This is a genomic window from Nocardia tenerifensis NBRC 101015 (assembly GCF_000308715.1).
In the GTDB taxonomy this organism is placed as follows: domain Bacteria; phylum Actinomycetota; class Actinomycetes; order Mycobacteriales; family Mycobacteriaceae; genus Nocardia; species Nocardia tenerifensis.
The window spans coordinates 1-23,843 of the sequence record NZ_BAGH01000418.1 but is presented as its reverse complement, the minus strand read 5'-3'; the positions used below and the strand labels follow the sequence as shown (position 1 = coordinate 23,843).

Genomic DNA, 23,843 nt, shown 5'->3' with positions numbered 1-23,843 from the left:
CGAGTGTTCTGAGACCCTACAGCCGCGTTAACCGCGGGCCATGTCTACGAAACGGCTGAGGTGGAGTTGGTGGGCGACGGTGATGGTGGCGGTGGGGCCGTTTCGGTGTTTGCCGACGATGAGGTCGGCCTCGCCGCCGCGGGGGTCGTCGCGTTCGAAGGCGTCGGGGCGGTGCAGGAGGATGACCATGTCGGCGTCCTGCTCGAGGGAGCCGGATTCGCGGAGGTCGGAGACCATGGGGCGCTTGTCGGTTCGTTGTTCGGGGCCGCGGTTCAGCTGGCTGATGGCGATCACCGGAACCTCTAGTTCCTTGGCGAGCAGTTTCAGGTTTCGGGAGAAATCCGAGACTTCCTGCTGGCGGGATTCGACCTTCTTGCCGGAGGTCATCAGCTGAAGGTAGTCGACCACAACGAGTTTCAGGTCGTGGCGCTGCTTCAACCGCCGCGCCTTCGCTCGGATCTCCATCATGGTGAGGTTCGGTGAATCATCGACGAACAGCGGCGCCTCACTGATCTCGCTCATCCGCCGCGCGAGTTTCGTCCAATCATCGTCGCTCATCCGCCCCGCACGCATATCACCAAGCTTGATCTTCGCCTCCGCCGAAAGCAGACGCATCACAATCTCCGTGCGACTCATCTCCAACGAGAAAATAACGCTCGCCAACCCATGCTTGATCGAGCAGCTACGCATGAAATCCATGCCGAGCGTGGAGTTGTGCGTCGGTATCATCGATCGCCCGGCCAGGTAGAGATGGTCGGCGTTGTCGACCTCCACGCAGCGGACGGGCACGCTGTCGATGCGGCGGACGTCGACGATGTATCGCGAACCGGATCGAATCGTATTGTGGGACGCTCGACGCTCCTTGTGCAGCAGCGCCTTTCGATACAGGCCGAATACTTCGTCATCGGTCACGAATGTCAAGGTATATGCGGTCGACGAACTCTCGGACCGGCCACGTACGCGCTTCGTCGAGACATGGCAGCGATATCCGAGACTGACAACAAGCTCCGCGACGTCCCGGAACAACCGCTCATTGGTGACGCTGAACTGGACCGAACCACCGTGGGTAACCGTGCCATCGGTATCCAGCAGTCCGGCGAGCAGAGCACGGCGCTGTGCCTCGGCGGACCGGAGATAGTGCTCCGGAATGTGCTTGTCGCCCAGCACGCCCATGGCCCGCAGTCGAGCCTGCACGCTACCCACGGTGTTTCGGCAGGACTGGCACAACCGCAGCCCGATCGAGGGGCCTCCGCAGTGCGCGCAGGTGGGGGCCGCGACCGGCGCGGAATGGAAACGCGCCTTGCCGCCGCACGAGCGGCCGCAGGTACGAACCTCGCTGGTGAACGGAGTGAATTCCGCTCCGCACACCACACATTCGCGCGGCGCGACCGGCGCGTCGGCGGGTAGCCGCAGGTGATAGCGCAGTTTCGCGGACCGCGACGGAACCGCCATCACCCCTTCCCCCTCGATCCGAGCGACGATCTCTGGGTCTGCCGAAGTGAGTTGCGCGGCGGCGGAACTACCGTCTCCGAGCCAGGCACCGAGGGTGTACGGCGGCACGAGCAGGTCGCGCGCCGGCAACTGCAGCGGCTGAGCGTTGACGACGGAGTGGTTGAGTCGACGATCGGCCGTCTCGCAGCGCAGCGTGCGCGCGATGTCGCCGGTGGTGCGAACCTCGGCGAAGGTGCGCTGGTTGCGGTGCCGACCGGAGACCGCCTGCTGCGCGGACCGTCGGGACGCGCGAGTCTCGGTGAGCCACTGGTGTTCCTCGTCCGCGACGAGCACTGTGCCATCGGAGAATTCGACCTCGTAGCACGGGCGGTCCAGGAGGACATCGGTGGCGGCGACCACGCGCGTGGGGCGGCCGTCCGCGCCGAGCAGTTCGTCGCCGACGCGGACCTCACCCATGGTGGTCCAGCCGGTCGGGGTCGGCAGCGGGGTGTCGAGGGCGAGCGCCTTACCGACACCGGGTCGAGCGGCGACGATGATCATTTGGCCTGGGTGGAGGCCGTTGGTTAGTTCGTCCAGTTCGGTGAAGCCGGTGGGGACGCCGAGGGAGATGCCGCCGCGGCTGGCGATGGAGTCGATCTCGTCCATGGTGGGCTGGAGGAGTTCCTCTAGGGGGAGGAAGTCTTCGGTGGTGCGGCGCTCGGTGACCTCGTAGACCTCGGCCTGGGCGCGGTCGACGACCTCGGCGATGTCCTGGCCGTCGGCGCCGGCGTAGCCGTACTGGACGATGCGGGTGCCTGCCTCGACGAGGCGGCGCAGGATGGCCTTCTCGGCGACGATCTCGGCGTAGTAGCTGGCGTTGGCCGCGGTGGGGACGGTCTGGGTGAGGGTGACGAGGTAGGGCGGGCCGCCGATGCGTTTGAGCTCGCCGCGGCGGTCGAGGCCGGCCGAGACGGTGACGGGGTCGGCGGGTTCGCCGCGACCGTAGAGGTCGAGGATGGTGTCGTAGATGAGCTGGTGGGCGGGGCGATAGAAGTCGCCGGGGCGCATGACCTCGATGACGTCGGCGATGGCGTCCTTGCTCAGCAGCATGCCGCCGAGCACGGACTGCTCGGCCGCCATGTCGTGCGGAGGCTGGCGCCCGAAATCCTCGCCGGGCGGTTCGGGCGGGAAGCTCGCGTGCCCGCGGTCATCGACGACTGCCATGTGACTCGACCGTCCTCTCTCCACCTAACGGGCTCACCCTATTGATGACTTGCGGGATCCGACATGACCCTTGCGGCGTGGCGGCGGTCGCTCGCGCGATGACCGGTGCCACCTGCGAGTTCCAGCTACCGTTGCGGTATCCGCGATTTCCGGCCGTTCGGGCCACTCCTACTTCGGCGTAGGGATGAACCTAGGCGACCGGGAGACGGTCGCCAAACCGCTTTGTGTACACACCTGTGGATAAGTTGGGGACTGTTCACCCAACGATGTGCACCCCCTGTGTACTACTTGGGGAAAACCCAGGTCATCCCGTAGAAACCCGCAGATAGATCTCGATTTCTCGATCTATCCAGGTGTGGATGAATAAAGTCGCGGCGTGTCGGGCAAGTTGAACAGCCGGGCGTGTTGGGTTAACGACGAGTGTGGCAGCTATGAGCTGTATCACATTGCCACCGGTCGGTTTTCCGAATAATCCACAGGCTCGCCCGTGGGAGCCCTGTGACCAGCGAGGATTTGCCGAGAAGCTTCCGGATGGCAGTGCCGCCCGAGGGGCAAATAGTCAGTTATCGGAAAACGTGGGCAGCATCGCACAGTCGAAGACCACCCCCGTGCCGAACACGGGAGTGGCCTCCGAGATGGTGCTATATCAGCTGGCAGCGACCGTGAGGTCGAACTTTGCCACCACGTCCGGGTGCAGGTGCACCACGACGCCGTGCTTGCCGGTCGACTTGATGTGCGACTTGGGCAGCTCGATGCTGCGCTTGTCGACCACGGGGCCGCCCGCCGACTTGATGGCCGCGGCGACGTCCGCCTGGGTCACCGAGCCGAACAGCTTGCCGGTGCCGGCCGTCTTGACCGAGAGCGAGACCGACTCGAGGTTCTCGATGGCCTGCTTCAGTTCGTTGGCGTGATCCAGGTCGCGCACGCGGCGCGCGTCCTGCGCCCGGCGGATGCCCGCGACCTGCTTCTCGGCGCCGCGGCTGGCCACGATGGCCAGCCCGCGGGGCAGCAGGAAATTACGGCCGTAGCCGTCTTTGACCTCGACGGTGTCGCCGGGCCCACCGAGGTTGTCCACGTCAGCGGTCAGAATCAACTTCATTTGCGTGCCTCCCTTACTCAGCGAGCCGTCGACACGTAAGGAAGCAGGGCCACCTCACGCGAGTTCTTGACGGCAACCGCGATGTCACGCTGGTGCTGCACGCAGTTGCCGGTGACGCGGCGGGCACGGATCTTGCCGCGATCGCTGACGTACTTACGCAGCAGCGCCGTGTCCTTGTAGTCGATGTTGACGAGTCCGGACTTGGCCTCTTTGCAGAACGCGCAAGCCTTCTTCTTGAGCACCTTTTCGCGCGCGGGCGCTTTAGGCATGGTCTTTTACTCCGTAATCATTGATGGTCCACGCTGGGTGGGCCTATGAGAGCCGTTGTCAGAACGGCGGTTCGTCATCCATGCGGCCGCCCCCGAAGGAGCCTGCCGCGGGCGCACTGCCCCACGGGTCGTCCTCGGCGCCGCCGGAACGACCGCCGCCACCACCGGAGCCGGTCGGGGCGCTGCCGCCGCCGGACCCGAAGCCACCGCCGCCACCGCCGCCGCGGCTGGTCTTGTTGACCTTCGCGGTGGCGTAGCGCAGCGAGGGACCGACCTCATCGACCTCGAGCTCGACGACCGTGCGCTTCTCACCCTCGCGGGTTTCGTAGGAGCGCTGCTTGAGCCGTCCGCTGACGATGACGCGGGAACCCCTGGTCAGGCTTTCGGCGACATTTTCCGCGGCCTCGCGCCAGATGTTGCAGCGCAGGAACAGCGCCTCGCCGTCTTTCCATTCGTTCGAATTGCGATCGAACACACGGGGTGTCGACGCGACGGTGAAATTCGCCACCGCCGCTCCCGCGGGCGTGAATCGAAGCTCGGGGTCGGCCGTCAAGTTTCCGATGACGGTGATGACCGTGTCGCCTGCCATGTGGTTCCTCCTGCTCGGGTGCAGTCCGCAATCTCGGTATTTGCGGTAGAGCCTAGAGACAGCTACCGACGCAATCGAGGGTTGGGCGGACTACTTGTCGTGGCGCAGAACCTTGGTGCGCAGCACCGACTCGTTCAGCCCGAGCTGGCGGTCGAGCTCGCTCACGGTCGCGGGCTCCGCGGTCAGATCGACCACCGCGTAGATGCCCTCGGCCTGCTTGGCGATCTCGTAGGCGAGCCTGCGGCGGCCCCAGATGTCGACCTTGTCGACCTTGCCGCCATCGGTACGAACCACGTTGAGCATCGTCTCGAGAGACGGACCAACGGTGCGCTCGTCCAGACTGGGATCGAGAATGACCATCACTTCATAATGACGCACGGACCAATCACCTCCTGTGGACTAGGAAACGGCCACGGGCTCTCCGTGGCAGGAGGGTCGTCGCGTCAGCAACCCGACCAGGCTACCCGAACACCCCTTGACCTCTGAAATCGATCCCATCGGCGAGGGAACGCGGACGGCGGCGTATCTCGCCGCTTAGTGTGGTCCACATGCCGACCGGACTCGCCAGCCGCGACCTGATCGCGCGTCGCGTGACTCGTCGCGCGGCGTTCGCGGCGGTGGTGGTGGTGTTGTGCGGGCTAACGCTCGCGCTGGGGTATGTGAACAAGGCGCGGTGTGCGGGCGCGCCGTTCACCGCGGACGGCCGCAGCGTGGTGTTCGATATCGCGAAGGATTCGGACGTCTGCTACTCCGATATCCAGTTCCTGTGGTTGGGCCGCGACATCAACGAGCACGTCTTCCCGTACGTCCAGGGCGGTATCACCCACGACGGCACGCTGGTCGGCGGTGCGGTCGAATACCCGGTGCTCAGCGGCGTTTTGATGTGGCTGGGCGCGCTCGGCGCGGACAACGACGCCGAGTTCCTGCGGCACTCCGCGCTGCTGCTCGCGCCGTTCGCGCTGCTGACCGCCTGGATGCTGGCCCGGCTCGCGGGCCGCGCGGCGCTGCTGTGGGCGGCGGGGCCGCCGCTGGTGCTCTACGCCTTCCACAACTGGGAACTGCCGGTGGTGTGCACGGCGGTCGCCGCGGTCTACGTGGTCGCCACGCTGACTCGATACTCATTGCGCACCAGGGGAATTCTGGCCGCGATCCTGCTGGGCCTCGGCTTCTGCCTGAAGCTCTATCCGGGGATCTTCGTGCTGCCGCTGCTGGCGTACGTGCTCACCGGCGGCGTCGAACGTGAGCGCGACGAGCGACGCCTCGACGTGCGCGGCGCGCTGATGACGGCGGGCGCGGCCATCGGCACGGTGGTCGTGGTGAACCTGCCGTTCGCCCTGGCCGGGTACGAGGGCTGGCGCGCCTCGATCACCTTCCAGCAGTTGCGGCAGGCCGATATCACCACGAATTCCATCTGGTACTGGGGACTTCGGCCGCTGTTCGGTGCGGACGCGCAGAGCGAGGCGCTGTTCCAGCAGGTGGTGTCGGTGGCCTCGCCGACGCTGGTGCTGATCGCGTTCGCGCTGGCCATGTGGCTGGGGTGGCGGCGATACCAGGCGCGGGGCGTGTTCCCGTGGGTCGGGGTGAGCGGCGCGATGCTCTGTGGATTCCTGCTGTTCCACAAGGTGCATTCGCCGCAGTACACGCTGTGGCTGGTGCCGTTCCTGGTACTGCTCGAGGTGCCGTGGGCGGCGATCGGCGCGTACCTGGTCGCCGACGCGGCGCTGGGGATCGGCGTGTTCCGCTACTTCTACGCGCTCGGCACGGGGCGGCCGTGGGAGCAGATGGAGAAGGTCGTCCAGTTCGGGGTGTGGGGCCGGGCGGTGCTGCTGGTCGTGCTGTTCTTCCTGTTCCTGCGGGCGAGGCCGCGTGGGTTTCGGCCGGTGCCGCCGCCGGTGCCGAGATTCGCGCCGGGAGAGTTGATTCCGGTCGGGTAGTCGATGGCCGGCCGCGCGATGTCCACCGAACGCGTCGCTCAGTCGGCGGTGTGCCGGGCGCGGAAGGCCGCGCTCTTGACGCGATTGCCGCAGATGGTCATGTCGCACCAGCGGCGGGTGCCGCCCCGGGAGGCGTCGACGTAAAGGCGGGTGCACTCCGCTCGACCGCATTCTTTGATCGAGGCCGAGCTGCCGAGGAGCTCGATCGCCGCGCGGGCGATCGCGGTGAGCGCGGCGGCCGGGGTGCCGGTGCGGGTGATGGTGCCGTCGGCGCGCAGGGATATCGCGGGGAGTTCGCCTTTCGCGCAGTCGTTGACGATGCGGCGGTCGGCGTCGGCGAGCGGTTCGCCGTGCGACACGGCGATCGCCATGCGGTACGCGGCCTCGCGCAGGCGCACGGCCCGGTCGAGGGTGCCGGCGTCGCAGTCGGGCGCGCGGTCGAGCAGTTCGGCGGCGACGAACCACTCGGCGAGGTCCGCGGGGCGGCCGAGGGCGTCGTCGAAGGAGCCGGTGCGGGCCTTGATCGTGCCCGCGAAATCCAAGGCGAGGTTGCCGCTGACGAAGGTGAACACCTCCTCATAGTAACCACCTTGACAGGTTATGTGTCGAGCTGCGACGGTGTAACCACCCAAGGCGGTTAGCTCAGGAGGGCTCGTGAAGGCTCAGTTCATGTCGGTGGTCGCGCAGCCGCTGTTCGTCGTGCTGTGGAGCAGCGCGTTCATCGCGGGAATGATCGGCGTCGGGGCGGCGCCGCCGATGATGGTGTTGTTCGCGCGCTACGCGATCGCGGGAATCCTGCTCACCGGGTACGCCTTCGTGATGCGTGCGGTCTGGCCGCGCGGCGGGCAGCTGCGACACGTCGCCGTCGCCGGGTTGCTCATGCAGATGGTTCAGTTCGGCGCGTTCTACACGGCGATGGGCGAGCATGTGCCCGCCGCCGTCATCGCGTTGGTGCAGGGCCTGAACCCGGTGGTCATCGCGTTGTTCGCCGGGGTGCTCGGCGAAACCGTCACGGCGCGACAGTGGTTGGGCTTCGCGATCGGCGGCGTCGGTGTGGCCATGGCGGTCTTCGACCAGTCGAACCTGTCGCTGATCGGCCTGGCGCTGTGCGTGGTCGGGTTGCTCGGGCTGAGCGTCGGCACGGTGTATCAGAAGCGATTCGTGCCCGAGGTCGACTCCAGGGCGGCCACGGCGCTGCACGTGGTCGTCAGCGCGCCGATCGCGGGCGTGCTGGCCTGGCTGACCGGTGAGCTGCACGTATCGGACCTCGGCAGGTTCGCCGGATCACTCACCTGGATGGTGTTCGTGAACTCCATGGCCGCGTTCCTGCTGCTCAACGCGATGCTGCGGCGCTGGGACGCGACCAGGGTCGGCAAGCTGTTCTTCGCCACCCCCGCCGTGACGGCCTTGCTCGCCTGGGTGCTGATCGATCAGCCGTTGCACCCCTTGACGATCGCGGGTCTCGCGGTCGGCGTGCTCGGGCTCGTGCTCGCCGCGCGCAAACCGTCTGCGGCTCCGCTGGTTACGCCGCGGCCGGTGGTGGCGGTGCGATGAAGGCCCGGCGCGGGGTCTTACTTGCGGGCGCTCTGCCAGTTCATGCCCCAGCGGTAGGCCTCGTCGATCTCCTTCTGCGCGCCGTTGATGTAGTGCACCTCTCGGTGCACGGTGATCCCGCTGCCCTGGTTCTGCAGCAGCGCGATGGCGCAGGAGCGGGCGCCGTCGACGGGGGAGTCGAGGTGCACCTCGATCTGCGGGCCGGAGGTCGGGAAGAGGGTGACCACGCCGTCGGCGGCGGCCCAGTTCGGCACGCCCTCGTAGATGAACGCGAAGATCAGCACGCGCCGAAACAGTTCGGGCCGAGCGAGATTGATGTGCATGTTCTCGCCGCCGGCCGCCGTGCCGCTGCGGTCGTCGCCGTCGAGCAGGATGTACGGCGGGGCGTCGAGCGCGCCGAAGTTCCCGCCGATCGCCTGCACGACGCCCTTGCTGCCGTCGGCGAGTTCGTAGAGACAGCCGAGGTCGAGATCGACCGGCTTGGACCTGCGGAAGAACCCCTTGGAACCGGTGGACCAGTTCAGGTTGACCCGCATGTTCCCTTGCTGCTCACCGGGTTTGGTGAGGTTGATGCTCGGTGTCGCCTTCGACAGGGTCACCTTCGAGAGGTTGACCCCACCGGCGTTGCTGTCGATCGCCATCGGCGTGATCCCCCTCGGGCTGTGTGCGTGGCACCAATACGGGAGCGGCAGCGGTCTCCCCGGAGGGGAATGGCCGCTGCCGCACGAGTCTTCGGCTGTTCTGCCGAAAATCAGCCTACCGGGGTCGGCTCTCGTTCGCTGTCCACTTTTTCGTCGTCTTCCCGGCGATTGCGAATGACGCTGGTGATGAACGCCGCACCGATGAACGCGATGCCGACCATGCCGGTGATCAGCTCGTTGATGTGCACGCCGATGGAGATGAACAGGATGACGGCCAGCGCGCCGATCGCCCAGTGCGCGCCGTGCTCGAGGTACACGTACTCCGACAGCGTGCCCTTGCGCACCAGGTATACGGTGATCGAGCGGACGAACATGGCGCCGATCAGGCCGAGGCCGAGCGCGATGATGATCGGGTCGGAGGTGATGGCGAACGCGCCGATCACGCCGTCGAAGGAGAACGATGCGTCGAGCACCTCGAGGTAGAGAAACAGGAAGAACCCGGCCTTACCGGTGGCCTTCGCCAGCTGCGACGGACCGTCGCCGGTGTGCTCCTCGGTGTGGAACATCGAGCCGAGGCCGTCCACCACGATGTAGGTGACCATGCCGAGCAGGCCGGCGACCAGCACGGTGGCGCGCTCGTCCTCGGCGGCGACGAGTTCCGCGGTGAGCAGCAGGGCGATCGACGCGACGACCACCGAGAGCATGTCGAGCTTGCCGAGCTGGGCGAGCGGGCGCTCCAGCCAGGACAGCCAGGTGATGTCGCGCTTCTCGAAGATGAAGTTCAGGAACAGCAGCAGCAGGAACGTTCCGCCGAACGCGGCGATCTGCGGGTGCGCGTCGGTGAGCAGCGTCTCGTAGCTCGGATCGCCGTTGGCGAAGTGCGACGCGTCGTCGGCCGGCGGGTTCAACGCCAGGTCGAGCGCCTTCACCGGGTTCAGGCCCGCGGTGACCCACACGATCGCCAGCGGGAAGACCAGCCGCATGCCGAACACGGCGATCAGCACGCCGATGGTGAGGAAGATCTTCTGCCAGAACTCGCTCATCCGCTCGAGCACCGTCGCGTTGATGACGGCGTTGTCGAACGACAGCGAGACCTCGAGGATGCCGAGGATCGCGGCCAGCGCCAGCGCGGTCGGTCCTCCATAGAGCAGCGCGGCGGCGAGCGACAGCACCGTCACGATGATTGACATGCCGAAAATGCGCAGGACCACGCGGGGACCTTTCGTCTGCGTCGGCCGGACGTTGTTGCCGTCCGAGCGCTTGTCTGATGTAACCGATATGGCACCGCTGATACCAGCGTGGCCGCTGAACCGCCGGTTGTCCAACGGTGTCGTGCCCGCTGAAGCGGTGGGCTTCGAGCCAGGGCGGGGCGCATGACGAGGGGGCCCGTCGCCGGGCCCCCTGTCGAACCGCCGTGCGTTCCTTAGACGTTCACGCCGTAGTCACGGGCGATGCCCGCGAGGCCGGAGGCGTAGCCCTGGCCGATCGCGCGGAACTTCCACTCGGCCCCGTTGCGGTACAGCTCGCCGAAGACCATGGCGGTCTCGGTGGAGGCATCCTCGGTGAGGTCGTAGCGGGCGAGCTCGTTGTTGTTGCTGCGGTCGACGACGCGGATGTAGGCGTTGCGCACCTGACCGAACGACTGCTGCCTGGTCTCGGCGTCGTAGATCGAGACGGGGAAGAAGATGCTCTCGATGGTCGGCGGGGTGTTCGCCAGGTCGACGTTGATGACCTCGTCGTCGCCCTCGCCCTCGCCGGTGGTGTTGTCACCCGCGTGCTCGATGGCGCCGTCGGGCGACTTCAGGTTGTTGAAGAACACGAAGTGCTGGTCGGAGAGCACCTTCTTGTCCGCGCCGGTCGCGATCGCGCTGGCGTCGAGGTCGAAGTCGGTACCGGTGGTGGTCCGCACGTCCCACCCTAGGCCGACGGCGACGTTGGTGAGGTTAGGCGCCGCCTTGGTCAGCGAGACATTGCCGCCCTTGGACAAACTGACACCCATGCGGGATTCCCTTTCAATAGTCCGTCATTGGTTCCCAGCATGTCCGAATCGCCGGGTACGCCTTACGACAGTAGTAGGTTTCCGCGAACTTGCGTAGGAACCCGCGGAACCCCCGGTGAACACCGGAGATCTCTAAGATCGGGGCGTGGTGGGTCGTAGGCGTGGCTGGTTCCGGTCATCCGGGAACAACGAATGGATCGCGCCGGCGCGAGAGGCGCTGGCCTCGGCGTTCCTCGACATGGACAAGCGCCAGAGCGCGGCCGAGGCGGCGGTGCACGCGGCCGAGCAGGTGTTCCCGGACCGCAGGATGGCGGCCGCGTGGGAGCCGGTGCGGGGTCGTTGCTACGACGCCGCGGGCGCGTACGTCGCGCTGACCGAGCGGCTCGAGCAGGCCGAACGCGACGGAATCGCGTTGGCGCAGGGGCCACAGCAGGCCCAGTCGGTGACTCGGCAGCTGACCGACGCGGCCCGCGCCGTCGACGAGTTCTACCGCGGCAACCAGGCGCAGCTCGAGCACGCCGTCGCCGTGCTCGGCACCGTGCCGCAGCTGGCTCAGCAGGTGAAGGTGGCCGCGGCCGGGGTGCGCGGGCAGGCGGCCGAATCCGAGTACGCGAACTACCCCTCGGTGCGCAGCCAGGCCGCGGCCGTGGATGAGGCTCTCATCACACTGGAAGCCGCGGAGCCGGGCGCGTCGGCGGCGACGGTGCGCGAGGCGGCCAACCGGCTGGAGACGGCGACGAAGCGGCTCGCGGATGCGTTGGCGCAGGCGCCATCTCGCGCCGCGGCCGCGAAGACCGCGATCTCCTCGGTGACCACCCGGCTGGCCGCGGCGCGGACCAGGGCCGAGGGCCTCGCGCCGGCCTACTCCGCGCTGCTGCGGGAGTTCAGCGCTGCGAGTTCGGCGGATCTGGCCGACAATGAACGGGAAAGCCAGCGAGCCATCGAGGCCGCGGACGCTGCCCTGGGCCGGGCGCGAGCCGCGGCGGCGGCGCACGACCCGGAGACTGCACTTGATCTGACCACATCCGCCCGCGGGTATCTCACGGAGGCCGAACAGCAGGTCGACGCCGTCACCAAGCGGCTCGCCACATTGCGTGCGGTCCGGTCCGACCCGCAAGAGAAGGCCAAGGCCGTACGATTTCGGCTGCGGGACGCCCAAATGCTCGCGGTGAGTCGCGGGCTCGTCACCGAATGGGGCTCTGTGCTGGACGCACAGGTTGCCCGGATCGATCGAATCAGCGAAACACTGTCGGGTCGGCACCCGGACTACTGGGCCTATGTCGTCGAGCTGGACACGATTGCGGACTTCATAGCCGGGGTAGTGGAACGAATGAGAAAACAAGCAGGACCACGACGAGAATGAGGATGGGTTAACGAATGACCGCAGGCATCGCCGTCCAGCGGGAGGTTTCCCTGCGGAAGCGAATGCCGCTGCGCCACTTTCGGCAGCTGCACGGCCCCGAGGCACGAAATCTTTTCCACCGCGCGCCCGAGCCGTTCGGCGACGACCACACCGATCGAGAGTTACTGGCCTTCGGGCTGGGTGCGACGCTGTACGCGCCGGCGACCCGCCCCGACCTGGCCCTCACCATCAGCAAACGCGCCGAGCGCGGGGTGTGCTCGATGGTGATCGACCTCGAGGACGCGGTCGCCGATCACGAGGTCGAGTACGCCAAGCGACAGACCGTCGAGACGCTGGACCTGCTCGCGGCCAACGGGGACGCCAACCCGCTGCTGTTCGTGCGGGTGCGCGACGCGGACACGATCGCCGAGATCGTCGACCAGCTCGGTGCGGGCGCTTCGGTATTGACCGGGTTCGTCTTCCCCAAGTTCGACAGCGCGACGGGGCCGAGATATTTGGACGCGTTGAGCGCGGCGGCGCGGCGGCTCGACCGGCCGATCTACGGCATGCCCGTGCTGGAATCGGCGGGGCTGGTGCACCGGCAGACGCGGGACCAGGAACTGACGCGGATCGCGGAGCTGCTGGCCGAGCATCGGGAGCGGGTGCTCGCGGTGCGCGTCGGCGCGACGGACATGTGCTCGACGTTCGGCATCCGGCGCGATCGCGACCTGACGATCTACGACGTGCGGGTGGTCGCCGATGTCATCGCCGACATCGTGAACTACCTGGGGCGCGCGGACGGAACGGGTTTCGTGATCACCGGGCCGGTCTGGGAGTACTTCGCCGACCACGAGCGGATGTTCCGGCCGTTACTGCGCACGGCGCCGTTCGAGGAGTCCGACGCGGTGCCCTTCCGGCAGTACCTGGTGAGCCGGGACCTGGATGGGCTGCTGCGCGAGATCACGCTGGACCGGGCCAACGGGATCCAGGGCAAAACCGTGATCCATCCGTCGCATGTGGCGGCGGTGCACGCGCTGTCGGTGGTGACGCACGAGGAGTACTCGGACGCGCTGGACATTCTGCAGGTGGATGTGGGCGGCGTCGCGGCGTCGGGCTATCGGAACAAGATGAATGAGATGCGGCCGCACCGGAGTTGGGCGCGGCAGACGCTGTTGCGGGCGCGGGTATTCGGTGTGGCCAACAAGGGAGTTTCGTTCGTGGATTTGTTGTCGGCATTGGTGACTGTATGAGCGGCGTTGCGCTCGAGATCGATGGAATTCCCTGGGCTACGAAAACTCTCGGGCTCGATCTGCGCCACGAACGGTCCTACGGGGCGCTCGACGCCCGGCCGGTGAGTGCGTTGCCCGCCGAGCTCGCGATCGGGGAGTTGATCCAGCCCGGCCTGCGCCGCAATCCCCGGCGCGCGCATCTGCTGGTCTCCACCGTGCTCGGTAAACACGTGCCGACCGAGCCGCGGGTCGTGCTCGACGCGGGCGACCGCCTCGGCGATCTGGTGCGCGCGGCGCTCGGTGACAGTCCCGCGCTGGTGCTCGGGTTCGCCGAGACGGCAACGGGTTTGGGGCACTGCGTCGCGGCGCGCATCGGTGCGGTGGGCTACCTGCATTCGACGCGGCGCGACGTGGCCGAGGTCGAGACGCTGACCGGGTTCGAGGAGGGGCACTCGCACGCCACCTCGCACCAGTTGCAGCCCGTGCCCGCCGATCTCTTCCGCAACGATCTGCCGCTGGTGCTGGTGGACGACGAGATCTCCACCGGCGCAACGGCACTCGACGCCATCCGGGCGCTGCACGCGTTCTCGCCGCGCACGCGGTACGTGCTGGCCTCGCTGGTGGACATGCGCCTCGAGGCGGATCGCATCGCCTTCGAACAGGCGGCGGCGGAGCTGGGGGCCGAGATCGACACCGCCTGCCTGGCGTCGGGGCGGACCGTGCTGCCGGAGGGATTGGTCGAGGCGGTCGCGGAGCTGCCCGAGCCTGAGCTGAACCCTGTTGCGGCGCAGCGTGGTTCGGTCACTCGGCTGGAGTTGCCGTGGCCCGCCGCGGTGCCGGAGGGCGGCAGGCACGGGGTCCTTCGCTCGGACCTTCCCGCGTTCGACGCGGCGGTCGGCGCCGCGCACGAGGTGTTGCGGTCGCGGCTCGCGGCGCAGTTCGCGGACCGGCCGGTGATCGTGCTGGCGCACGAGGAGCTGATGTATCTGCCGCTGCGGCTGGCGGCGGAGCTGGCCGCCGCCGGTACGCCGACCCGGTATCAGACGACCACGCGATCGCCGGCGTACGTGCTGGACGAGCCCGGTTACCCGCTGCGGCGCGGATTCCGTTTCACCGCACCGGAGTCCGGTCAGGAGCAGCCGCGCTACCTGTACAACGCGCACTGGACCGCCGAGTTCTCCGGTCGGCCGGACGCCGCCGAGCAGACGGATCCGGTTGACGCCGAAGCTGATCCGGTGCTGGTGGTGGTAGTTGACCCGCCCGCCGACACCGAGGAACTCGTCGCCGAGGGCGGACTCGTAGACGTGCTGACCGCCTCCGGCGCGGATGTGCTCGTCGCGGTGCTGCCGGGCGCCGATCCGCGCACGCTGCACGCCGAGCGCGGCGGCCGTGTAACGACACTGCCCGAGCCGCTGCACGGTCCCGATTTCGGTTCTTATGCGGCCGAAGAGGTTTCCTGGCTGCTGAAGGATCTGTCCGAGGTGGATCTCGAGGCCGACGTGGCGGACCGGGAGCGGCGCATCCAGTCCGGCGCCGCGCACTACGCGGAGTCGCTGCCGATCGAGTACCAGCCGGACGCCGCCTACCGCACGCTCTTCGACGAGGTGCTCGCCGACAGCGCCGAGCGGCTCGCGCTCGCCGTGGCGACCGTCGCGGAACTCGTTGTCGCCGAACGCGGTAACGACATCGTGCTGGTGTCGCTGGCCCGCGCGGGCACACCGATCGGCATCCTCATGAAGCGGTGGCTGCGGTCGGGGCGCGGGGCCGGGCTGCCGAGTCTCGACGTGCCGCACTACGCGGTGTCGATCGTGCGCGGCCGCGGCATCGACGCCGTCGCGCTGGATTACCTGGCCCGCCACCATGATCCGGCCTCGATCGTGTTCGTGGACGGCTGGACCGGCAAGGGCGCCATCACCCGCGAGCTCACCGAGGCGCTCGACGCGTACCACGCGGCGGGCGGCGCACGGTTCAACGATGAACTCGCGGTGCTGGCCGATCCCGGACACTGCGTGCGCACCTACGGCACCCGCGACGACTTCCTCATCGCCTCGGCGTGTCTGAATTCGACGGTGTCCGGGCTGGTTTCGCGTACCGTGCTGAACGACGCGTTGATCGGGCCCGGCGAGTTCCACGGTGCCAAGTACTACCGCGAGTTAACCGGCGACGATGTGTCCGAGCGCCTGCTCGACACGGTCGCCGCCGCGTTCGACGCCGTCCGCGCCGACGTGCCCGCGGCGGTGGCCGCGGTCCAGGGCAGCGATCGCACGCCGACCTGGACCGGCTGGGCCTCGGTCGAACAGGTGCGCGCCGAATACGGCATCGACAGCGTGAATTTCGTGAAGCCCGGCGTCGGCGAGACCACGCGGGTCCTGCTGCGGCGGCTGCCGTGGCGCGTGCTGGTCCGCGCGGCCGAGGCCCCGGAGCACGCGCATATCCGTCTGCTCGCCGCGGCCCGCGGCGTGCCGGTCGAGGTCGTGCCCGGCCTGGCCTACTCGTGTATGGGACTGATCAAGGACGTGCGCCGGACGTGATGGATTTATCCAGGCTACGAAGACACTCGCTCGTGGCCACCGATCTCGATCGAACAATGATCTACTCCCGCAACGCCTTCAGCGCGCACGCCGACGTGCCGACGGTCTGCGTGGAGCATCTGGAGGGCGCGCCGCTGTCGTTCATGACGACCGCGGCCGCGCTGCGCATGCAGACCCTCACCCAGCCCGCCGCGGTGATCCCGACGACCACCCGGACCATCAAGCAGTTCTCGCGCATCCGATTGCCCGGCGCCCCATGGCGTTACGCCATCACGAGCAACGGCGGCAATATCCTCGTCGACGGCGTGCCCGATCTGCGCTGGCGCATCGACATCGACGCCAAGGTGCGCGCGGGCGGCGCGACCCTGTCCGAGATCACCGCCGAGCTGCGGACCAGGATCGACGACTCGTGGGTCAGCAAGTTTCGCGAGGCCGACGACCTGTTCTGCTATCTGGTCGTGCGCCCCAAGGAGGTGCCCGCGGGCTTCCTGGCCGAGTGGGACGCGTGGTGCCGGGAACGCGGCTGGTCCGCCTCCCAGCAGGGTCGCAAGATCTACGCCATGCCCGACGTCGTCTGCAAGAGCCACGCCGTCGCCGAGGTTCGGCGCAGGCTCCTGGAGTCCGGCGAACTCGCCGACGAGGCACGGACTTTCGCGGCCGGCGACGGCGCGCTCGACGCCGAGATGCTGCGCGCGGCCGACTACGCGATCCGCCCGAGGCACGGCGAGCTCGAACACCTCAACTGGACGCACCCGAATCTCACCATCACCCGCGCCACCGGCATCCTCGCGGGCGAGGAGATCATCAACTGGTTCATCAAGGGCTCCCCGCCGATGCCCGAATAGCAGCTACACCGCCTTGCGCGCGAAATCCCCTGGCGCGGTGGCGTTCTCAAAGGTCGTCTTGAAGTCGGGGCATTCGACCAGTGGCTCGTGCGTGCAGGTGGAGGCGTGGCGCAGACTGTCGCGCATGCGGGTGAGCCTGGCGATGTCCTCGTCCAGTTCCCGCGCCTTGCGGGCCATGCCCGCGCGTAACTCGGTGTCGCTGGGGGTGGCCCGCAGGAATCCGGCGATCTCGGCGATGGTGAAGCCGGCGCCGCGGGCACAGGAGACCAGCGCGAGGCGGCCGAGCACATCGGGCCGGAAGGTGCGACGCAGGCCGTTGCGGCCCGCCGGTGTGATGAGCCCGCGCTTCTCGTAGAACCGCAAGGCGGACGGCGCGAGCCCGGACGCCGCGGCGACCTCGGCGATATCGAGCAGGGTGTCGGTCATTGCTCTCCTTGACTTGAAGCGCGCTTTAAGTCGGAGACTACCCGGCATGACGATTCATCACCTCAACTGCGGGTCCGTGCGACAGATCGAGGCCACCTACCCGGGGCCGTCGCCGGCGCACGCGGTCAACCATTGCCTGCTGGTCGAGACCGACGCCGCCGGACTGGTTCTCGTCGAGACGGGGATAGGCCTGGACGACGTTCGCGATCCGGCAGGCACGCTCGGCGCGGACTGGGTCGCCATGGCGCAGCCGCTACTGGACGAGGAGGAGACGGCGATCCGGCAGGTCGCGCGCCTCGGCTACAAGCCCGCGGACGTCCGCCACATCGTCCTGACCCACCTCGACGTGGACCACTGCGGCGGCCTGCCCGATTTCCCCCAGGCCGAGGTTCATGTGCTGGCGGCGGAGCTCGCGGCCGCGCTCGCCGAGGCGCCGAGTTTCCGCTACCGCGACGCGCATTGGGCGCACGAGCCGCGCTGGGTCACCTACTCGCCCGAGCGGGGCGAGGACTGGTTCGGCTTCACCTCTACCCGATTGCGGGGGCTGCCAGACGATTTCAGATTGATCCCGCTCGGCGGACACACCGCCGGGCACGCCGGGGTCGCGGTGCGCGACGGCGAACGCTGGCTGCTGCACAGCGGCGACGCCTACTACTACCACCGCGAACTGGAGCAGCGGCACCATCCGCACCCGATCATGGACATTGTGCAGACCACCTCGGAGGTACACCACGATCTCCGGGTCGGCACCCAGGCTCGGCTGCGCGAACTCGTCCGTGAGCACGGCGAGGAGGTCTCGGTGTTCAGCGCGCACGATCCGTGGGAGTTCGCCGGTTACCGGTGACCGACAATGGCCCGGTGCGTGTACTGGTGACGGGAGCGAACGGGTACCTCGGCGGCGCGGTGGTCGAGGCGTTGCGGGCCGATGGTCACGAAGTGGCAGGGCTGGTGCATGGTGCGCGGGCGCGGGTGCCGCGGGGAGTTCCGGTTCAGACCGCCGACCTGCTCGACACCGAGGCGGTGACCGCGGCGGTCCGGGAGGTCGACGCGGTGTGCCATCTGGCCGGGCTGACCCGCGTCCGCGAATCGCTCGACGACCCGCTGCGCTACTACGAGGTCAATGTCGGCGGCACCGTCTCGCTGCTGCGGGCGATGGCGGCGGCGGGGGTGAACAAGCTGGTCTTCGCGTCGACGGCGTCGATCTACGGCACGCCGGAGCGGCAGCCGATGACCGAGGATCTGCCGGACCGGCCGCCCCATCCGTACGCGGCGAGCAAACAGGCCGCCGAGTCGGTGATCGCCGCGCAGGCGTCCACGGGTCGGCTGGGCGCGGTGGTGTTGCGGCTGTTCAATATCGCGGGCGGCGACGATCCGGACCCGACCAGAATCGTGCCGCGCGTGCTGGCGGCGGCGGGCGAGGGTTCGTGCCTGTCGATCAACGGCGACGGGTCCGTCGTCCGGGACTATGTGCACATCGACGACGCCGCAAGGGCTTTCGCGGCGGCGGTCGCGCACCTGCCGGAGCCCGGTGCGTGCCGCCGGTACAACATCGGTAGCGGCATCGGGGTCAGTGTCAGCGAACTCGTCGCCGAGGCGACCCGCCTGACCGGTCGTACGATCGCCGTCGGACATGGTGCGGCGGTGCCGGAGCCGCCCCGACTGATCGGCGACGTCGACCGGGCGCGGCGTGAATTGGGCTGGGAGCCAAAGTTTTCCGATATTGCCGCGATTCTCCGCGATGCTTGGCTGTCGCGCCAGAGGACGTGATCGTCGATCATGCTCTGCGGTCCCGGAATTGGTTGAGCCAGTCGAGACCGTCGCGCAGCGTAGGTGAACGATCGATGCGCGGATGCTGCGCGTCGGTGGGTTTGCGCAGGTACTGATCCGGTGCGTCGCGTCGCGGCGGCTGGCCCGAGTCGCCGGTCTCACGCGCCGTGCCCGGATGCCCGAGATTGTCGAGGAACCGGTCGAGATACGAATTGCTCTCTCCGCGTTGGCCATAGGAGCCGGACTTCTTGTCGGGCGCGAACGGAACGCCGGTGGACAGCGCGCGCAGACCGAGGGTGAGCATCTCGCCGAGCATGCCGATGCCGATCGACAGCGTGATCGGCTTGGCGTCGTGATGCATCCCCGTCGCGTGCCCGAGCAGAGTGATCCCGAAACCGGCGATCGCCGAGACCGCCCACACCACAAGGGTTTTCACGGTGTAGCGCTGCCACAGATGCCCGTCGCGGGCGAACAGCACGGTGGTGGTGCCGCGCACCGCCCCGAACGCGATACCCACGACGCCGCCGACGACCAGCCAGACGATGTCGATCCCGCCGAGGTCGTCGACCTTGGTCACGCTGTAGACACCGACCCCGACCAGGATCAACGGCGTCAGGAAGGTATCCCGCGCGTCCACCGGCTCACCCATGAACCGCTTCACGATCAATACGATCGCCCCGGCGATGATGCCGATCATCAGTCCGATACTCACGATGCCTCCCAGCAGTGTCCTGCCGGAAAACTAACCCCGCGTCGAACGTCCCTGAGTCCGTCGAATGGACGACCCGGAGAATGATTCCCGGGTCGTCCGCCCGCTCAGTAGCCCTGCTGCCCACCCAGCTGCTGAGCGATGACGCCTTGCAAACGCTGCAGTCCGCTCGGCGTGATGCCGCTCTGGATCTGGCCCTCGATGGTGCGCACCAGCATGGCGTCGCTGAGCACCTTCTCGCTGGATTGGATGAGTACGGTGCCCGCGCCGGTGAAGTCGAACTGACGCTCCTCGCCGGAGTTGACGCCGAAGCGGGCGGCGCCCGCGGCGAGGAAGCTCGAGATCCAGCGCTGGTCGTAGTGGTGGCTGGGGGAGGGGCAGTCCGCCCAGCCGACCAGGGCCTCCGGGTCCACCCGCAGCGGCGGCTCGGCGAACATGACCGGGCCGTTAGAGGAGGCGAGGAACTTGCCGGTGCCGATCAGGGTGAGGAAGCCGGGCACGATGGACTGGTTGAGCGAGAGCCCCGGTTCGAACGCGAGCAGGTTGGCGGCGCGGATGGTGAGGTTGCCGTTGTCCTCGAGGTCGTAGGAGTTGATGTCGTAGCCGCGGTCGCCGATGATCAGCTTGCCGTGCCCCTCGGCCACCACGTAGTCGCCGGTGAACAGCGGGGCCGAGAACTGCTGCGCGACCATGTGCAGCAGCCCGCCCTGCAGGCCGTGGGTCAGCATCTGGAATCGCATGTCGCCGTAGTAGGCGATCATCGCGCCCTTGCGCATGAACCAGGGCTTGGTCAGGTCGATGCAGTAGGCGTAGCTGTTTCCCGGAAGGTTGTCGCTCGCACCGAGATTCATCGGATTCAGGATTTCGGGCATGATCACAACTTCTCTTCCGAGGCCTGTACGTACACGACACCCTGTCCGACGCAGTGCAACTGCATGGCCTCACCCGAACCACGGCCCACCGCGTCGCGCCAGCTGAGCGCCGTCTTCAGTTCGGTCTGCACATTGCCGTACGCGGCGACGAACGCCTGCGGATCGACCACGATCGGATTGGGCCCGCCCACTTGGAGTTCCAGGAAGCCGCCGTGCGCGAGCAGCACCGCGGCGCCCTGCCCGGACAGCTGCGTGGTGAACATGCCCTGGCCGGTCAGCGCGCCGGACGCGGCGCCGCGCAGCGCGCCCATCAACCCGCCGCCACCGCCCCCGCCGCCCGAACTCATCACCGACACAACCGAACTCTGCAGCCCCGCGGTGTTGGCGAGCAGCCGCGACGCCTCCACCCGCAGCACCGCGCCCGGCTGCATGTGCACGACGTGCACCTCCAGGCCGGCGAATCCGTAGTGCACCTCGCCGCTGCCCTGCGCGAGCATGGTCATCTCGTGCTCGCCTGCCATCATCCGGCCGGCCATCCGCATCAAGCCGCCGCCACCCATGCCCTGGCCGCCCGGAATCTGGTGCGGCGCAAAGGAAACATCGCCGGTGTAGAACAGCATCGCGCCGGTGCGGGCGACCACGCCGCCCGCCATCCCGACATTGACCTTGACGACCTTGCCGTTGACCTTCTCGAACATCCGCTCGCCCTTACCGTTCCGCCGGCTGGATCAACACCACGCCCTGGCCGTCCCAGCGCAGCGAGAACGCCTCGCCCGCGTCCTGGCCGACGAGCGTGCGCCAGGACACGTCGGTGACGAAGGACTGATTGAGGTTGCCGCGCGCCGCGACGAACGCGTCCGGATCGACGATCAGCGGGTACTGCGGCGACACCTCCAGGTGGATCAGCGGCCCGCCCGCCGACAGCAGCGCGACCTGCCCCTGGCCCGACACCGTCGTGGTGAACAGGCCTGCCCCGGTCGACGCGCCACGCACGCCGGCGAAACGCACGTCGGTGCGCAGGTTTCCGGCGAACGCGAGCAGTTGCTGCGACTCCACCTGCAGCGTCTCGTTGTTCAGATTGACCACGGTGACGTGCTGACCGTTCACCGCGAAGAAGACCCGCCCGTGGCCGGCGCACTCCATCAGCGAGAGTTTCTCGCCGGTGGCGCGGCGCTTGAGCCCGGCGAGCACGCCGTCGCCGCCGCCGAAACCGGCCGCCTTGAACTGCACGTTGCCTTCGTAGGCGATCATCGAGCCGGAAATCGCGCGAAGAGTGGTGCCCGCGAGATGGGCCTCGATCACCTTCTTGGATTGTTCGAACAGTTGCGCCATGGAAAGTGTTCTGCCTGCTGTCTCGTTCGGGAACATGGAAAGGCACCACATTCCAACTGCGTGTCGACACATTAACCGATCACCTCGGCGACTGCCCGGACCGTCGACGCCTTTACCCGAACCGCCGACCGCGCGTTTCTCGTAGAGTGGCACTCGAACGCACCGACAAGCGAAGGGTCTAACTTGTCCGCAACACTCGCCAAGGGCCAAAACGGTCCGCTGGCCACGAACGACGTGGTGGTCTCCGTCCAGCTCACGGCGCCCGCGGATCTGTCCGCGCTCTTGGTCACCGAGCAGGGCAAGGTCCGCAGCGACGCCGACTTCGTCTTCTTCAACCAGCCGAGCGGACCCGGCGTCAATCTACAGCCGGCGCCGGCCGGGCAGCCCGCCTCGCTCGCGGTGTCGTTGAACGCGGTACCCGCCGATATCGCGCAGATCCGCGCGGTCATCACGCTGGACGACGCGAACGCCAATTTCGGCCGGTTCCCCGCGCCGACGGCGATCGTCTCGGACGCGGCCGGTAATCAGTTGTACGAGTACCGGATCGAGGGCTTGAACACCGAGTCGATCGTCATCGCGCTCGAACTGTACCGCCGCCAGGGCAGCTGGAAGGTGCGCGCCGTCGGGCAGGGTTACGCGGGCGGTTTCGCCGCGCTGGTCACCGATCACGGCGTGACCGTCGACGACTCGCCGGCCCAGCCCGCACCGCAGAGTCAGCCCGCGCCGCAGGCTCAGCCCGCGCCGCCGCCCGCCTACCCGGCCCAGCAGCCGCCGGCGTACCCCACCCAGCCCGCGCCGAACTACCCGCCGCCGACCACGCCCGCCTATCCGGCGCAACAGGATCCGCAGTACGCGCCGACCGGGGGCTACCCGCCGCCCGGCCCCGGTTACCCGCCGCCGCCCGGCCCCGGCGGCTATCCGCCGCCCCCGCAGGGCGGTTACCCGCCGCCCGGCCAGGGTGGTTACCCGCCGCCGGGACAGCCGGCGCCGCAGCAGCCGCCCGCCGAGGTGAGCCTGAGCAAGGACCGCCCGGTCAGCCTGGTCAAGGGCCAGCGGGTCACCCTGCGCAAGGAGGGCGGCGCCGCGCTGACCTTCGTCAAGATGGGCCTCGGCTGGGACCCGGTGCGCAATCGAGGCATGTTCGGCAACCGCACCGTCGACGTGGATCTCGACGCGTCGGTGGTCATGTTCGCCGACACGAACCCGGTGGACGTCGCCTACTACGGCCAGCTGACCTCGAAGGACGGCTCGATCCGGCACCAGGGCGACAACCTCACCGGCGAGGGCGAGGGCGACGACGAGGTGATCCTGGTCGATCTCACCCGCATCCCCGCGCACGTGAGCACGCTGGTGTTCATCGTGACCTCCTACAAGGGCCACACCTTCGAGCAGATCCAGAATGCGTTCTGCCGCTTGGTCGACGGCACGACCAACGCCGAGTTGGCCAGGTACACCCTGGCCGGCGGCATGCCGTTCACCGCGATGGCGATGGCCAAGGTCTTCCGGGTCGGCAACGACTGGAAGCTGCAGGCGCTCGGCGAGGGCTTCGCGGCCAAGCACCCCGGCGAGGCGGTGCCGCACCTGGGCCGGTTTCTCCAGCACGCGTGATCTGGGTGGCGTTGACAGCAAGGTAGACAAGGTGATTCAACTCAAGGCCGGTCAGAACGTGCCGCTGACCGGTGATGTCGTTCGCTTCGGCGCGAAAGCCGATGCGGCGCTGGATGTTTCGGCGCTGGTGGTGGCGGAGAACCTGAAGGTTTTCGCCCCGGAGGACTTCGTCTTCTACAACCAGCCGAGCGCGCCGGGGGTGCGGCTGGACAAGGACGAGGTGACCGTCGCGCTGCCCGAGGTGCGCGGCGACGCCAAGGCGGTGCTGCTCGTGGTCAGCGCCGACCCGGCCGTCCCCGGGCGCCCCGGCGGCCTCGGCACGGTGACCGCGACCCTGTCCGAGAACGACCGGGCGGCAGCGGAATTCGTGGTCACGCCGTCGGCGGGGGAGGCGGCGCTCATCTGCCTCGAGGTGTACCGCCGCGGCACAGGCTGGCGGCTG

At 68.1% G+C, this 23,843-nt stretch carries 24 protein-coding genes; 10 read left to right on the top strand and 14 right to left on the bottom strand.

Annotated elements, in window-relative coordinates; all coding sequences use genetic code 11:
- Positions 1–27: 27 nt before the first annotated feature.
- The 5 genes from dnaB to rpsF form a co-directional block, all read right to left on the bottom strand.
- Positions 28–2,655 carry a replicative DNA helicase gene (dnaB, locus tag ON39_RS32980; RefSeq protein WP_040740046.1) on the bottom strand — a complete coding sequence of 876 codons (2,628 nt, stop codon included), beginning with the start codon at positions 2,653–2,655 and terminating at the stop codon, positions 28–30.
- Positions 2,656–3,301: 646 nt separating this feature from the next.
- Positions 3,302–3,754, bottom strand: a complete 453-nt coding sequence (gene rplI, locus ON39_RS32975; protein WP_040740044.1) for a 50S ribosomal protein L9 — start codon at positions 3,752–3,754, stop codon at positions 3,302–3,304.
- A gap of 17 nt (positions 3,755–3,771) precedes the next feature.
- On the bottom strand, positions 3,772–4,023 hold the full coding sequence (gene rpsR / locus ON39_RS32970) for a 30S ribosomal protein S18 (RefSeq protein ID WP_040740043.1): 252 nt from the start codon (positions 4,021–4,023) through the stop codon (positions 3,772–3,774).
- A gap of 58 nt (positions 4,024–4,081) precedes the next feature.
- Positions 4,082–4,612 carry a single-stranded DNA-binding protein gene (locus ON39_RS32965; RefSeq protein WP_040740041.1) on the bottom strand — a complete coding sequence of 177 codons (531 nt, stop codon included), beginning with the start codon at positions 4,610–4,612 and terminating at the stop codon, positions 4,082–4,084.
- A gap of 90 nt (positions 4,613–4,702) precedes the next feature.
- Positions 4,703–4,990, bottom strand: coding sequence for a 30S ribosomal protein S6 (rpsF, locus tag ON39_RS32960; protein WP_040740039.1), 288 nt, complete (start codon positions 4,988–4,990; stop codon positions 4,703–4,705).
- 170 nt (positions 4,991–5,160) lie between these two features.
- Here rpsF and ON39_RS32955 point away from each other — a divergent pair, with 170 nt between their 5' ends.
- Positions 5,161–6,546 (top strand): glycosyltransferase family 87 protein, encoded by a 1,386-nt coding sequence (locus ON39_RS32955; protein WP_051187423.1) that lies wholly within the window; start codon positions 5,161–5,163, stop codon positions 6,544–6,546.
- Positions 6,547–6,584: 38 nt separating this feature from the next.
- Here the strand turns inward: ON39_RS32955 and ON39_RS32950 are convergent, their stop codons facing one another.
- The gene (locus ON39_RS32950; RefSeq protein ID WP_040740038.1) at positions 6,585–7,118 is read right to left on the bottom strand and encodes a CGNR zinc finger domain-containing protein; all 534 of its coding nucleotides are present in this window, start codon (positions 7,116–7,118) and stop codon (positions 6,585–6,587) included.
- Between the two features lie 82 nt (positions 7,119–7,200).
- Here ON39_RS32950 and ON39_RS32945 point away from each other — a divergent pair, with 82 nt between their 5' ends.
- Positions 7,201–8,100 carry a DMT family transporter gene (locus ON39_RS32945; protein WP_246002900.1) on the top strand — a complete coding sequence of 300 codons (900 nt, stop codon included), beginning with the start codon at positions 7,201–7,203 and terminating at the stop codon, positions 8,098–8,100.
- Between the two features lie 17 nt (positions 8,101–8,117).
- Here ON39_RS32945 and ON39_RS32940 read toward each other — a convergent pair whose 3' ends face one another.
- The 3 genes from ON39_RS32940 to ON39_RS32930 form a co-directional block, all read right to left on the bottom strand.
- A complete protein-coding gene (locus tag ON39_RS32940; RefSeq protein ID WP_040740036.1) occupies positions 8,118–8,741 on the bottom strand; it encodes a TerD family protein in 624 nt (207 codons plus the stop codon).
- 110 nt (positions 8,742–8,851) lie between these two features.
- On the bottom strand, positions 8,852–9,952 hold the full coding sequence (locus ON39_RS32935; RefSeq protein WP_040740035.1) for a DUF475 domain-containing protein: 1,101 nt from the start codon (positions 9,950–9,952) through the stop codon (positions 8,852–8,854).
- Positions 9,953–10,164: 212 nt separating this feature from the next.
- Positions 10,165–10,740 (bottom strand): TerD family protein, encoded by a 576-nt coding sequence (locus ON39_RS32930; RefSeq protein ID WP_040740034.1) that lies wholly within the window; start codon positions 10,738–10,740, stop codon positions 10,165–10,167.
- A gap of 145 nt (positions 10,741–10,885) precedes the next feature.
- On the opposite strand from ON39_RS32930, the gene ON39_RS32925 reads away from it, so the two are divergent.
- From ON39_RS32925 to ON39_RS32910, 4 genes are read left to right on the top strand one after another with little or no spacing between them, the layout of a single operon-like run.
- Complete coding sequence (locus tag ON39_RS32925) at positions 10,886–12,103, top strand: hypothetical protein (protein ID WP_246002899.1); 1,218 nt, start codon at positions 10,886–10,888, stop codon at positions 12,101–12,103.
- A gap of 14 nt (positions 12,104–12,117) precedes the next feature.
- Entirely contained in the window at positions 12,118–13,332 is a 1,215-nt protein-coding gene (locus ON39_RS32920; RefSeq protein ID WP_174412596.1) for an HpcH/HpaI aldolase/citrate lyase family protein, read from the top strand.
- On the top strand, positions 13,329–15,842 hold the full coding sequence (locus ON39_RS32915; protein ID WP_083894829.1) for a phosphoribosyltransferase domain-containing protein: 2,514 nt from the start codon (positions 13,329–13,331) through the stop codon (positions 15,840–15,842). The genes ON39_RS32920 and ON39_RS32915 overlap by 4 nt, the downstream gene beginning before the upstream one ends.
- Positions 15,842–16,687 (top strand): HAD family hydrolase, encoded by an 846-nt coding sequence (locus tag ON39_RS32910; RefSeq protein WP_040740031.1) that lies wholly within the window; start codon positions 15,842–15,844, stop codon positions 16,685–16,687. Before ON39_RS32915 ends, ON39_RS32910 begins: the two co-directional genes overlap by 1 nt.
- A gap of 3 nt (positions 16,688–16,690) precedes the next feature.
- Here ON39_RS32910 and ON39_RS32905 read toward each other — a convergent pair whose 3' ends face one another.
- Positions 16,691–17,113 carry a MerR family transcriptional regulator gene (locus tag ON39_RS32905; protein WP_040740030.1) on the bottom strand — a complete coding sequence of 141 codons (423 nt, stop codon included), beginning with the start codon at positions 17,111–17,113 and terminating at the stop codon, positions 16,691–16,693.
- A gap of 46 nt (positions 17,114–17,159) precedes the next feature.
- Between ON39_RS32905 and ON39_RS32900 the strand changes: the two genes are divergently transcribed.
- Both ON39_RS32900 and ON39_RS32895 read left to right on the top strand, forming a co-directional pair.
- Positions 17,160–17,957: an MBL fold metallo-hydrolase gene (locus tag ON39_RS32900; protein WP_040740028.1), complete on the top strand. Its 798-nt coding sequence runs from the start codon at positions 17,160–17,162 to the stop codon at positions 17,955–17,957.
- A gap of 14 nt (positions 17,958–17,971) precedes the next feature.
- Positions 17,972–18,880: an NAD-dependent epimerase/dehydratase family protein gene (locus ON39_RS32895; RefSeq protein ID WP_040740101.1), complete on the top strand. Its 909-nt coding sequence runs from the start codon at positions 17,972–17,974 to the stop codon at positions 18,878–18,880.
- Positions 18,881–18,887: 7 nt separating this feature from the next.
- Here ON39_RS32895 and ON39_RS49870 read toward each other — a convergent pair whose 3' ends face one another.
- From ON39_RS49870 to ON39_RS32875, 4 genes are all read right to left on the bottom strand, one after another.
- Positions 18,888–19,592, bottom strand: coding sequence for a hypothetical protein (locus ON39_RS49870; RefSeq protein WP_174412595.1), 705 nt, complete (start codon positions 19,590–19,592; stop codon positions 18,888–18,890).
- Between the two features lie 104 nt (positions 19,593–19,696).
- The gene (locus tag ON39_RS32885; protein WP_040740097.1) at positions 19,697–20,461 is read right to left on the bottom strand and encodes an AIM24 family protein; all 765 of its coding nucleotides are present in this window, start codon (positions 20,459–20,461) and stop codon (positions 19,697–19,699) included.
- A 2-nt stretch (positions 20,462–20,463) separates the two neighbouring features.
- Entirely contained in the window at positions 20,464–21,159 is a 696-nt protein-coding gene (locus ON39_RS32880) for an AIM24 family protein (protein ID WP_040740026.1), read from the bottom strand.
- A gap of 10 nt (positions 21,160–21,169) precedes the next feature.
- Entirely contained in the window at positions 21,170–21,793 is a 624-nt protein-coding gene (locus ON39_RS32875; RefSeq protein ID WP_040740025.1) for an AIM24 family protein, read from the bottom strand.
- 183 nt (positions 21,794–21,976) lie between these two features.
- On the opposite strand from ON39_RS32875, the gene ON39_RS32870 reads away from it, so the two are divergent.
- Positions 21,977–23,401 (top strand): TerD family protein, encoded by a 1,425-nt coding sequence (locus ON39_RS32870; RefSeq protein ID WP_040740024.1) that lies wholly within the window; start codon positions 21,977–21,979, stop codon positions 23,399–23,401.
- A gap of 31 nt (positions 23,402–23,432) precedes the next feature.
- A partial coding sequence (locus ON39_RS32865; RefSeq protein ID WP_040740022.1) for a TerD family protein occupies positions 23,433–23,843 on the top strand: 411 nt, incomplete at its 3' end.

Excerpts from the sequence above, each read along its gene's own strand:
- ON39_RS32875 (WP_040740025.1), bottom strand. The coding sequence starts at position 21,793 with ATGGCGCAACTGTTCGAACAATCCAAGAAGGTGATCGAGGCCCATCTC.
- rpsR (WP_040740043.1), bottom strand. The coding sequence starts at position 4,023 with ATGCCTAAAGCGCCCGCGCGCGAAAAGGTGCTCAAGAAGAAGGCTTGC.
- ON39_RS32910 (WP_040740031.1), top strand. The coding sequence starts at position 15,842 with ATGGATTTATCCAGGCTACGAAGACACTCGCTCGTGGCCACCGATCTC.
- ON39_RS32915 (WP_083894829.1), top strand. The coding sequence starts at position 13,329 with ATGAGCGGCGTTGCGCTCGAGATCGATGGAATTCCCTGGGCTACGAAA.
- rplI (WP_040740044.1), bottom strand. The coding sequence starts at position 3,754 with ATGAAGTTGATTCTGACCGCTGACGTGGACAACCTCGGTGGGCCCGGC.
- ON39_RS32920 (WP_174412596.1), top strand. The coding sequence starts at position 12,118 with ATGACCGCAGGCATCGCCGTCCAGCGGGAGGTTTCCCTGCGGAAGCGA.
- dnaB (WP_040740046.1), bottom strand. The coding sequence starts at position 2,655 with ATGGCAGTCGTCGATGACCGCGGGCACGCGAGCTTCCCGCCCGAACCG.
- ON39_RS32885 (WP_040740097.1), bottom strand. The coding sequence starts at position 20,461 with ATGCCCGAAATCCTGAATCCGATGAATCTCGGTGCGAGCGACAACCTT.
- ON39_RS32940 (WP_040740036.1), bottom strand. The coding sequence starts at position 8,741 with ATGGCGATCGACAGCAACGCCGGTGGGGTCAACCTCTCGAAGGTGACC.
- ON39_RS32900 (WP_040740028.1), top strand. The coding sequence starts at position 17,160 with ATGACGATTCATCACCTCAACTGCGGGTCCGTGCGACAGATCGAGGCC.
- ON39_RS32905 (WP_040740030.1), bottom strand. The coding sequence starts at position 17,113 with ATGACCGACACCCTGCTCGATATCGCCGAGGTCGCCGCGGCGTCCGGG.
- ON39_RS32880 (WP_040740026.1), bottom strand. The coding sequence starts at position 21,159 with ATGTTCGAGAAGGTCAACGGCAAGGTCGTCAAGGTCAATGTCGGGATG.
- ON39_RS32930 (WP_040740034.1), bottom strand. The coding sequence starts at position 10,740 with ATGGGTGTCAGTTTGTCCAAGGGCGGCAATGTCTCGCTGACCAAGGCG.
- ON39_RS32965 (WP_040740041.1), bottom strand. The coding sequence starts at position 4,612 with ATGGCAGGCGACACGGTCATCACCGTCATCGGAAACTTGACGGCCGAC.
- ON39_RS32955 (WP_051187423.1), top strand. The coding sequence starts at position 5,161 with ATGCCGACCGGACTCGCCAGCCGCGACCTGATCGCGCGTCGCGTGACT.